Raw genomic sequence first — 8,816 nt, forward strand, 5'->3', positions numbered from 1 at the left:
TAATCAATCTAAGCAACAAGCAACTAATTTAAAGAATTAGTCAAAAGTAAATAGATATTTGCGCAACTTAAATGTTCGCAATCACCAATCATTAGTGATTCAGCAATCTTTTAACCGTTGCTTCTGATTTTTAATTCAAAACAATCTTCATCGTTATAACGATTATTAAAATTGCAAAAAAAACACCTCCCACTTTAATGGAAGGTGCCCTTTTATTAATCATCTTTTTTAGTTAAACGACTTAAAACAATAATTCCCATTAACATATAACAAATGGTAAATACTCCTAAAATCAAACTGAAAGAATTAACGATGCATGGTACTGAATAGAGTGCATAGATGAATTGGAAAGGATTGATCACCGTCAGAATATAATTCCATACCCCTTCTGGACGTACATTTAATAGTAATAAACCACCGAATAGAAACAAATTTATAATCATATAGAAGGTTCTTTGCTTACATTTAAATAGTAGTAGTAAGGACATCATCGAAATACTAATGATTGTTGTTAAAAATGAAACCAAGAATCCATATAAGAACGTATATGGTGACACTGGTGTGATAAAACAATCGATCACCAAATTAAAAATAAAAATCTGTATTTGAATAACAAACAATTGGACAAAAAATGCCGTAAACAAAATTGAAAAATTAGAATCAATCAAATTTGACGGCCGTCTAAAAAAGCCGCTTTCTCGAACTCGAATTAGATTCATTAAAAATCCATTCAAGACCGTTGTTACAACAATATACGCCCAATAAACATATAAAACTTCATTTCCCCGAAAATTAAGATTATTGTTCAAAAAAGCTATAATTATCGGCACTATTAAAGTATAAAAGAAAACAATCTTTTCCTGCATAACCATTTTTAATTGCAGTTTAAATAATTTCCAATCTTTCTCAAACAAATTTAGCAATCCCCTATAACAATTAAATATTTACTAACAAAATTAATATAGGTCTCCATTACTGTCAATTAGCTGTTTGATATAACTTTTTATTAGAATTTTTTATAAAAAAAGAGCCGTCCTCTCAGACAGCTCTAAACATTATTCTCCGCCACCAAAGATGTGGTCCAAAATGCCACTAAACTCTTTACGATTCTCTTTTGTATGTGGTTCACTGCTCAATTGCAAACCTGAATGGAAGGCTGTAATCAAGAATTCCCAGAATGTTCCATAAAGACCTAGTTCTTCATGATCCGCTGGAGCAATCGTGTAACGAATAGCATCTTCATCGCCGGCAATAATTTTTTGAACCCAATGTGGTTCACGTAAACTTTCACGACCAATAGCTGCAAAATCTAATCCTTCATCAACAACTTTCTCAGCATCAGCGGGTGTTTGAATATCGCCAACACCAATTAACGGTAAGTCACCAATATGTTTTTTAATAGTTAGGTTCAATGGCGTAGTAACGGATTTATCATTAAGTGATTTTCTCCAAACATCTCCCATTGAAACATGAAGATAATCGAGCGGCTTTTCTTTCAAAGCATCGACTAGTTTCAAAGTATCTTCGAATCTAATACCTGGATCTTCAATCTCTTCTGGAGAAATACGATACCCCATCAAAAATGGTCTGTCAGCATACTTTTCAATAATACTTTCTACTTCATCAACTACTGCCAATGGGAAAGTCATTCTCTTTTCAACTGAACCACCCCATTTGTCAGTCCGACGATTTGAATGTGGTGAGAAAAATTGTTGAATCAAATATGTATTAGCACCATGAATTTCAACACCATCAAAGCCTGCTTCAATTGCACGTCTTGTAGCCTGACCAAAATCATTAATCGTTTGTTCAATTTCCTCTTCCGTCAACTCACGTGGTACTTCTGAATTATTTCTGGTTGCTTTGACAGCACTTGCGCTGACTGGTTGTTGTCCTCGTAAAATAGCAGTCGAAGACATACGGCCGGCACTAAAAATTTGTAAAATAGCTTTGGTACCATCTACATGCATCGCTGAAGCCAATTTTTTTAAACTAGGTATGAACTTATCATCCTCGGCACTAAGCTCACCTTCAAAACCTTTACCCAATGCATTTACGTTGGCAACGGCAGTCACAAACATCCCTGCACCACCGCTGTGCATATGATAATAACGTAATTCATCTGATGTTACTTCACCATTTGAAAAACTCATTTCCTCGGTCATTGGTGGAATAACAATACGATTCTTTACTGTAACCCCCTTCTTCTCAAACGTGTATGGTTTCAAAAATTTATAATCTGCCATTACAATCCCTCGCTTTCTAGTTCAGATTATCACAATATCGACATTTGTAAACCTTTTCATTTATATTGGAATCCACTAAAAAAACTTTTTCTATTTTTAAAAATAATTGGTGTTTTTTTGTTTAAATTCGTGTATGATATTGAAAGAAATTTCGAATGAGGAAATGCTTATGAACTACTTACTATTGTTGGTCTCCATCGGTTTTGAAGTTTTGGGAACTTCACTTTTGAAGAAAACAGATGGTTTTACCAACCTCTTACCTACAGTGGGAACTTTAACGTCATACTTTATATGTCTATTTGTTCTTTCCCACGTCCTTAAAAGACTACCACTTAGCCTTACATACGCTACATGGGGTAGCGTTGGCTTAATTCTCGTTACTATCGCTGGTATTGTCTTCTATCATGAAACACTATCAATTTACTCAATTGCAGGATTATTCTTAGTTGTCTCAGGCACAGTTTTAATTAATGTATTCTAGTCAGAATACATTAATAAACAATAAATAAAGGATCTAATAACTCGTCTCTGGGTTATTAGGTCCTTTATTTTTGAGATATTTTACTTTCTGTGTTTTCTATAATACCAAACACCTAATCCAGCAACTACTACAATTGCAGCAACTGTTTCGATAATAACCATATTGGATTTAGCATGACTATTCTTAACTGGTGTCTTCTTATTGATCTCACGACTTTGTTTACCAGTGACGGTAAATTTACGTTGAAGTTTCCAAGTATTTTGACCATCATTAGCCTTCACATCCAAATACATCATATAAGTACCTGGGTTCAATCTCTTATTCTTGTTAGTACCGATAACGGTATTAACATTGATAGGATAAGCAAAGTAACTATTTGGAGCAATTGACATATTTGATTTTTCTGATTGCAAGAGAACATCCTTACTATTATTCTCCGATGTTACCTTTGCCTTAATATCAACCTTTTCTTCCAATCTTGGCACATCATTATCTAATAGTGCGTTGACTGAAATTTGACCATTTTGAGTATCTTCATACGCTTTGACCAACTTCAAATTTGGCTCAACCGTGTCAGTACTTTGTCTCAATTGTAGGCCCAAAACATAATTATACTTATTCTTTAGCGTTACACCTTTAGTGTTACTCTTGCTGACTTGATTATTCTGTTCGATAAAAATACCACCTAACAAAACGCCATCAAAATTTCCTTTAGGGGCATTAATATCAACAATTACTTCTTTAGAAGATTTTGCATCAACCATAACACTCTTAGGATATGTGACTAGTTTTTCAATATCATATTTTAAAGATGAATCAGCTTTAACATTATGTTCGTTATAGACTATTACCCCATTGGTATCAGTCGAAGCCCGGTTCACCATTACAGTATAAGTATGCGTTTTAGTATCGTTATTATTAATTTTAAATTTAGCTTGTAGTTTTTCATTTGGCGTCACTTTCAAATCAAAGTAGCCGACTTTTTTGTCGATCTGATTATTTGAAAGTTCTGGCACAATATTATAAGTCACTGCCGGTTGAGCTTCTGAGGTAGCGGCCGAAACATCTTGAGTACTCAAACAACCAAAAGTTATGACACTAATTAAAAACAACATGAAAATCCAAATACGCTTCTTCAAAATATCATCTCCCGAAGAAAAAAAGAGAGCATGCAACAATTAAGTTACAAGCCCTCAATTTTTATATTTAAGCAGGTGCATTAGCCAATGTCCATGTTAATGTTGAACTGTAGGATCCGCCAATATTACCAGCTGGGACCTTAAGTGAAGCATCAGTAGCTCCATATGTTCCAGAGTAAGCACCTACACCACTACCAGCTGCAGCACTAAGAACAGTTACTGGAGAACTTGATAGTGAAAGATTTGCGACAAGTGTTGGAGGTGTTGATACATTATCAACATCATCTGCTTTAATAGGATCTGTTTCTTTATTATCTAATGATAGTTGTGCATTCTTTAAGGCTGCGCCGCCTGTTGCCGTGAATGGTGATGCTGCAACAGTTACAGTATATCCAGTACCGGTACCGGCATCAGCAATATCCAAGATTCCTGATGTGGAAGTTGATGTATATGAAGCATCATTTGCTGAAGCTGCTACTGTACCAAATTGAAAACTAGGGGCCGAACTTAAGGTAATCGTTCCAGGCGTAATATCGGCCGTAGCCGTACTTGTAACTGGTGTTGCTGTCGTTGCTGCTTGAGCAACTGCACCCAACGAACCAATTCCTAAAACAGCTGCCCCTACTAGCATGCTATTTCTTACGAGTTTTTTCATAATATTTTCCCCCTCATAAACGACTGTTAGTCGCTATGAAGCAGAGCCTTAATGTGATGGATCAATCGGACTCTGCTGGATTGGAGAAGTATCCATCACATAGAGATCTCTTTCAATCTCTGCATACGTTATATATTTTTTAAGATAAATAAACAAGAATAAGCTCGTCAAAACGTTGGAACTGTACAACAAGTAAATTATAATGAGGGCATATCTAGAATGGAGCCAATAGTATGACAGATACAGCAACCAACGACCGATTAAAGATCAGTGTCGTTAACATCATCTGGAGTTTTGATACCACTAATAATAAAGTATTGATTCTTCTAGTTAAAAATTCACTCGGACCTAATGTTGACAAATGGGGTCTACCTACAACAATGTTACGTGCTAATGAAGATGCCGAGGAAGCCTCTTTAAGATTAATCAACGAAAAAATCGGTATTCAATTACCTGATTTTTATACTGAACAATTAGCCACTTTCAGTAATGTTAACCGTACACCACAGGACCGTGAAATTGCCTTAAGTTACATGACTTACTTACCTTACATGCCAGAACTAACAGCTGGTTATGGTGCCAAAGAAGTTGCATGGTTCAATGTTAATTATGATCAAAATTGTTTTTTGTTGAAACATCATAATCTAACTTTCAAAACTTTAAGTGAAAAAATATCGGATAAAGACTTCTACGAACATTTGGAAAAATACAATGATGACAAGCATTTGAGTGCCGATCATGCTTTAATTTTACGCAATGCCTTCCAAAGAGTTACAAATCGTTTGGATTATTTACCCACGATTCTTTTGATTTTAGGTGACGATTTCACTCTCAAAGAAGCACGTGAGGTCTATTCAATATTTTGGAAGCAATCCTATCAATCTATTGATAATTCTAACTTTCGTAAAACCCATACACATCTTTTTGTTGAAATTGGAACTGAACACGGTAAGAGTGGACGCCCTGCAAAATTATACAAGTTGCGTGAAACGCTTGACCCTAAATAAGACTAATGATAGTCTTTGTTTTACATTATTAAAGGTAACTTTTACCTTTAATAATATTATTTATTTGTTTTTATAAATTTAGGAGGTATTTCCTGTTTTGGACACACAAACAACTGAAAAAGGTGGACTTAAACTTTTAATGGTCATCGGAACTGCTTGGCTTTTTGATGCGGCCGATGTAGCATTATTATCTTTTATCATGCCATTGATCAAAAAAGAATGGTTTTTGAATGACAATCAAATTGGATTAGTCAGTTCTATTACTACTGTCGGTATGATGTTCGGTGCTATATTATTTGGCTACTTAGCTGACAAATTCGGTAAGAAGAACATTATCATTATCACGCTCTTAATTTTTTCTGTTAGCAATTTGGTCTTAGCCTTAACGACCAATGTTGAACAATTCATGCTTGTTCGCTTCATTACTGGTATTGGTCTGGGTGGAGAATTGCCCGTTGCCACAACTATCATTGCCGATTCCTTCTCCGGTCATAGACGTTCAAAAATGTTAATTCTAGTTGATAGTTTTTGGGCGATTGGTTGGATTTTGGCTTCTCTTCTAGCTTTCCTTTTCATGCCACTATACGGCTGGAGATTCACAGTTATCGCTACATCCATTATGGCTCTATACACCTTGGTAATTCGTCGTCATTTACCAGAGCAAACTAATGTTAAAAATAAACGCTTAAACCTGCGAATTGCACTAAATGAAATCTGGTCTAAAAAGTATCGCCGTGCTACTATTTGTTTAAGTATACTGTGGTTTATCATTATGTTTACCTACTACGGTATGTTTCTTTGGTTGCCAAGCGTATTGATCAAACGAGGATTCTCAGTCGTTCACAGTTTCGGCTATACATTAATAATGAGTTTTGCTCAATTACCTGGTTACTTTTTAGCAGCCTATCTAATGGGCAAATTGAGTCGTAAAAGGGTTTTAGGAATCTATTTGGTTGGAACCATCATTGGAGCTTTCCTATTTGGAACTGCACAAAATGTCTTTATGGTCGTCTTTAGCAGTTGTCTACTTTCCTTTTTCACCTTAGGTGCTTGGGGAATTCTGATTGCTTTAACACCAACTCAATATCCTATGAATATTCGTGGTGTCGGTATTGGATTCACTCAATCAATTGGACGTATCGGTGCTACTATCGGACCTTACCTAATTGGTTTCTCATTAAGTATTAATTTAAGTATTTCAACCATCTTTTTCTACTTCGTCGGTTCATTAATTATCGGTATTCTTATATTAGTCTTCGGAATGGTCGACAATGATCAAAAAAATATTCAAATAGAAAATTAAACTAAAAAAATTCACTCCAATTTATGGGGTGAATTTTTTAATTTAAACTTGTTTTGATATTACTAAAGAAATTTGAATTACAATTCATCTGTTTCTGAATTGTCTTTTGTCAAAATCTCTATTTTTCCATCCACATGGAAATAATCTTCAATCAATTGCTTTAATTCTTTAATTGCTTCATTAGCTCTTTGAGCCTGCTCTTGATTAATGGACTCGATAACCAAAACTGAATCCGTTGTTTCTTCAGTTAACATTGTTCTTTGAGCCTCACGCCAATTTAAGCAACGACAAATGGCACCGTCATTATCATAATAAATAATTTCGCCTGGTAAAGCTGGAGCATCTTCATCAGCACCTAATGGCTTAAAACCTTCTCCACCTTGAGCTTCTCCAAGATGTAAGTCACCTGCCATAGCGTTTAGATTTTCACCACCACAAGGTACCGCATATTTCAAAGAAACACTATTATAAATATCAACTAACGGATTAATTGGTGAAAAAGTTCTTCCTTGGCTTACCCGTTTCAACAAGGCCTCAATTGAACAACGTGCACCCTTTTTAGTCTTGAATTCGCGAAAGGCTTGACGCCATTGATCTACTACTTCACTCTCACGGAAAACCTCATCATTGATAAATTTCTTTGATTCTTCAGCACCATCACTCAACAATTTAGCAAAATATGGATCATCTTTCTCATCAACGTGATTATTTATTTGATGAATTGCCAAAGTACTAATTTGTGCATCTGGAAATAAATCCCAAAATTTTTGATCAATAACTACTTTTGTCATTTTTCTACCCTCAAATTCTTTTTCATTAAGAAATCAGTTTGTACTGAATCTCCCATTACAAATTTATGTTCACTAAATCTTTCAAAGCCCATCTTTTGATAAAATTTTTGAGCTGGGTAATTGAACTCCCAAACACCTAACCAAATATTATCTTTAGATAATTTTTCGGCCTGCTCTTCAGCAAACTCAAACATTTTAGTACCTAATCCTAAATGTTGATAAGCTGTTTTAAAGTAAACCCGCTCAACTTCCATATAATTATCTGGCATTTCTTCCGATTGAGCTGTTAAAATATTAAGTTTCAGATAACCTGCTAATTGTTCGTCTTGGTAAATGAAGTAAAATCTTGAATCTTGATTCGTTAATTCAGAAGTAAGCTGTTTAGTATTATAAGCTTTTTCCAAATAAGCATTCAAATTCTCTTCTGTATTGTCCTGACCGAAAGTGGCCGTGTAAGTCTCTCTGCTTAAATCCTGAAGAACTTCTAAGTCGTTTACATTGCACCGTCTAATTTTCAATATTCTCTCTTATTACCCTTCTTAACATATTCCCAATCGGCTGCTACATTATCTTCAACTTTCTTCAACAACTTTAGAATTTGCTTTTGTTCGGCAGCATCCAAACCCTTTAAGGCCATTTGATTTGAGTAGATATCTTCTCGATAAATGATTGGATATATTTTTTTACCTTTATCGGTTACGTATAATTTTTTTTCTTTTTTATTATCAGCCGATTGCTTCCTGACAACAAAATCGTTTTTTTCTAACTTTTTAATAGCTCTAGCGGCTGTTGTCTTATCTACCTTGATCATTCCGGCTAATTTTTCCTGAATAATACCAGGATTTTCATAAATTCTTACTAAATATAAGTATTGTCCCTTAGTCAAATCATACTCTTTAAATTCAATATTGCTGATTGAATCTAGGGAACGTGCAATTACACCAATTGAGCGCAAAATTTCTACCACCAACTTACCTCGCTTTCAATAAAAGTATTGTACAATCTTTTTGTTGCACTTGCAACAAAAAGATAAATATAAAAAATGGCAACCCCTCGTTGCCATTTTTTAGTTCTATACTTTCTGGTATTGATGAATAATCAATACCAGTTTTTTAATCTCTAGAAAATAAAAAAAGAACATCACTGTTCTCATGTTAAGATTTAAGCGACCAAACCCAATCAAACATGGAGAAA

Annotated in this window: 10 protein-coding genes; 3 read left to right on the forward strand and 7 right to left on the reverse strand. The window is 34.7% G+C overall.

Annotated elements, in window-relative coordinates:
- Positions 1 to 215: 215 nt before the first annotated feature.
- The gene (locus tag LKACC16343_RS12950) at positions 216 to 914 is read right to left on the reverse strand and encodes a hypothetical protein (protein ID WP_056950330.1); all 699 of its coding nucleotides are present in this window, start codon (positions 912 to 914) and stop codon (positions 216 to 218) included.
- A gap of 141 nt (positions 915 to 1,055) precedes the next feature.
- Positions 1,056 to 2,246: an NADH-dependent flavin oxidoreductase gene (locus tag LKACC16343_RS12955; RefSeq protein WP_056950333.1), complete on the reverse strand. Its 1,191-nt coding sequence runs from the start codon at positions 2,244 to 2,246 to the stop codon at positions 1,056 to 1,058.
- 169 nt (positions 2,247 to 2,415) lie between these two features.
- Here LKACC16343_RS12955 and LKACC16343_RS12960 point away from each other — a divergent pair, with 169 nt between their 5' ends.
- Entirely contained in the window at positions 2,416 to 2,727 is a 312-nt protein-coding gene (locus tag LKACC16343_RS12960) for a DMT family transporter (protein ID WP_056950336.1), read from the forward strand.
- 80 nt (positions 2,728 to 2,807) lie between these two features.
- On the opposite strand, the gene LKACC16343_RS12965 is transcribed toward LKACC16343_RS12960, so the two are convergent.
- On the reverse strand, positions 2,808 to 3,866 hold the full coding sequence (locus tag LKACC16343_RS12965) for a WxLIP family cell surface protein (protein ID WP_056950339.1): 1,059 nt from the start codon (positions 3,864 to 3,866) through the stop codon (positions 2,808 to 2,810).
- 67 nt (positions 3,867 to 3,933) lie between these two features.
- Positions 3,934 to 4,521, reverse strand: a complete 588-nt coding sequence (locus LKACC16343_RS12970; RefSeq protein WP_056950342.1) for a WxL domain-containing protein — start codon at positions 4,519 to 4,521, stop codon at positions 3,934 to 3,936.
- Between the two features lie 233 nt (positions 4,522 to 4,754).
- Between LKACC16343_RS12970 and LKACC16343_RS12975 the strand changes: the two genes are divergently transcribed.
- Positions 4,755 to 5,528 (forward strand): NUDIX hydrolase, encoded by a 774-nt coding sequence (locus LKACC16343_RS12975; protein WP_056950345.1) that lies wholly within the window; start codon positions 4,755 to 4,757, stop codon positions 5,526 to 5,528.
- Positions 5,529 to 5,667: 139 nt separating this feature from the next.
- Positions 5,668 to 6,831, forward strand: a complete 1,164-nt coding sequence (locus tag LKACC16343_RS12980) for an MFS transporter (protein WP_056950363.1) — start codon at positions 5,668 to 5,670, stop codon at positions 6,829 to 6,831.
- Between the two features lie 77 nt (positions 6,832 to 6,908).
- On the opposite strand, the gene LKACC16343_RS12985 is transcribed toward LKACC16343_RS12980, so the two are convergent.
- Genes LKACC16343_RS12985 through LKACC16343_RS12995 form a run of 3 tightly spaced genes read right to left on the reverse strand, consistent with a single transcriptional unit; the run spans position 6,909 to position 8,589 of the window.
- Entirely contained in the window at positions 6,909 to 7,622 is a 714-nt protein-coding gene (locus LKACC16343_RS12985; RefSeq protein WP_056950348.1) for a B3/B4 domain-containing protein, read from the reverse strand.
- On the reverse strand, positions 7,619 to 8,140 hold the full coding sequence (locus LKACC16343_RS12990; RefSeq protein WP_321197805.1) for a GNAT family N-acetyltransferase: 522 nt from the start codon (positions 8,138 to 8,140) through the stop codon (positions 7,619 to 7,621). Before LKACC16343_RS12990 ends, LKACC16343_RS12985 begins: the two co-directional genes overlap by 4 nt.
- Positions 8,137 to 8,589, reverse strand: coding sequence for a MarR family winged helix-turn-helix transcriptional regulator (locus LKACC16343_RS12995; protein WP_056950353.1), 453 nt, complete (start codon positions 8,587 to 8,589; stop codon positions 8,137 to 8,139). Before LKACC16343_RS12995 ends, LKACC16343_RS12990 begins: the two co-directional genes overlap by 4 nt.
- Between the last annotated feature and the right edge of the window lie 227 nt (positions 8,590 to 8,816).

It is taken from the genome of Companilactobacillus bobalius, from assembly GCF_002179915.1.
Classification (GTDB): domain Bacteria; phylum Bacillota; class Bacilli; order Lactobacillales; family Lactobacillaceae; genus Companilactobacillus; species Companilactobacillus bobalius.

Bases quoted from the DNA above. Each gene is read 5' to 3' on its own strand.
- LKACC16343_RS12975 (WP_056950345.1), top strand. From the start codon at position 4,755: ATGACAGATACAGCAACCAACGACCGATTAAAGATCAGTGTCGTTAAC.
- LKACC16343_RS12980 (WP_056950363.1), top strand. From the start codon at position 5,668: ATGGTCATCGGAACTGCTTGGCTTTTTGATGCGGCCGATGTAGCATTA.
- LKACC16343_RS12960 (WP_056950336.1), top strand. From the start codon at position 2,416: ATGAACTACTTACTATTGTTGGTCTCCATCGGTTTTGAAGTTTTGGGA.
- LKACC16343_RS12955 (WP_056950333.1), bottom strand. From the start codon at position 2,246: ATGGCAGATTATAAATTTTTGAAACCATACACGTTTGAGAAGAAGGGG.
- LKACC16343_RS12985 (WP_056950348.1), bottom strand. From the start codon at position 7,622: ATGACAAAAGTAGTTATTGATCAAAAATTTTGGGATTTATTTCCAGAT.
- LKACC16343_RS12970 (WP_056950342.1), bottom strand. From the start codon at position 4,521: ATGAAAAAACTCGTAAGAAATAGCATGCTAGTAGGGGCAGCTGTTTTA.